The following is a 1,034-nucleotide window of genomic DNA, read 5'->3' as shown; positions in this document are numbered from 1 at the left end:
CGGCCCGGGCGGAAGGGGACGGATCGTGAAAACGCCGGTCGTTGTGGGACCGGGCTAGAGTAGGATCGCCCCTTTCTTTTCCATCAGGCCCGAACGGATACCGGGGTTTTGGACCCGGATGACAAGCATGGGATAGCGGAAAAGATGAGCGACAATCTACCACAGACGATCGGCATCGACATCTCCAAAGCGAGCCTCGACTGCCATGTCCACCCTGCCGGCGCCGAGCGCCAGTTCGCCAACACCGCCAAGGGCCACAAGGCGCTGATCGCCTGGCTGCGACAATGGCCGGTCGAGCGGATCGCCTATGAGGCAACCGCAACCTACCATCGAGCGCTGGAGGCGGCTCTGGCCGACTGGCCCTGCGTTAAGCTCAACCCAGAGCGCGCCCGGCGCTTCGCCCAGGCGACTGGCACTCTGGCCAAGACCGATCGCATCGATGCCATGTTGCTGGCCCGTATGGCGGCCACCTTGCAGCCGCCGGTCAGACCCGCTCGAAGCGCACAGCAGGCGCAGATGGCGGAGCTCATCAATGCCCGAGACGGCCTCGTGCGCGATCGCACCGCGCTCAAGAATCGCGAGAAGAACCTCACCATCGCCTTCCTCAAGCGCCAGTGCCGGCAGCGGCTCGAGCAGATCGATCGGCATATCGAGGCGCTCGATACCGAGATCGCCAACCTGATCGCCGCCGATGCTGCGCTCGCCCGCCGGCATGAGATCCTCACCAGCATCGCCGGCGTCGGAACGCTGACCGCCAACCAGCTCATCGCCACCATGCCCGAACTCGGCAGCCTCGAGAACAAGCAGGCCGCATCCCTCGCCGGTCTCGCCCCCGTCGCTCGACAGTCCGGACAATGGAAAGGCAAGAGCTTCATCCGTGGCGGACGCGCCAACGTGCGGCAGGCTCTCTATATGCCGGCCCTCGTCGCCGCCCGGTACAATCCCGATCTCAAGGCAAAATATCAGCAGCTCGTTACTGCCGGGAAGCCCGCCAAGATCGCCATCACCGCCGTCATGCGAAAGCTCGTCGTCAC

Annotated in this window: 1 protein-coding gene; it reads left to right on the top strand. The window is 64.7% G+C overall.

Annotation, left to right across the window (positions count from 1 at the left end; genetic code table 11):
• Nucleotides 1–144: 144 nt before the first annotated feature.
• Nucleotides 145–1,034: IS110 family transposase (locus MU848_RS18775; protein ID WP_247234849.1), on the top strand; the 890-nt coding region annotated here is incomplete at its 3' end.

It is taken from the genome of Sphingobium agri (assembly GCF_023051225.1).
Lineage (GTDB): Bacteria > Pseudomonadota > Alphaproteobacteria > Sphingomonadales > Sphingomonadaceae > Sphingobium > Sphingobium agri.
This window is presented reverse-complemented; position numbering and strand designations above follow the sequence as displayed.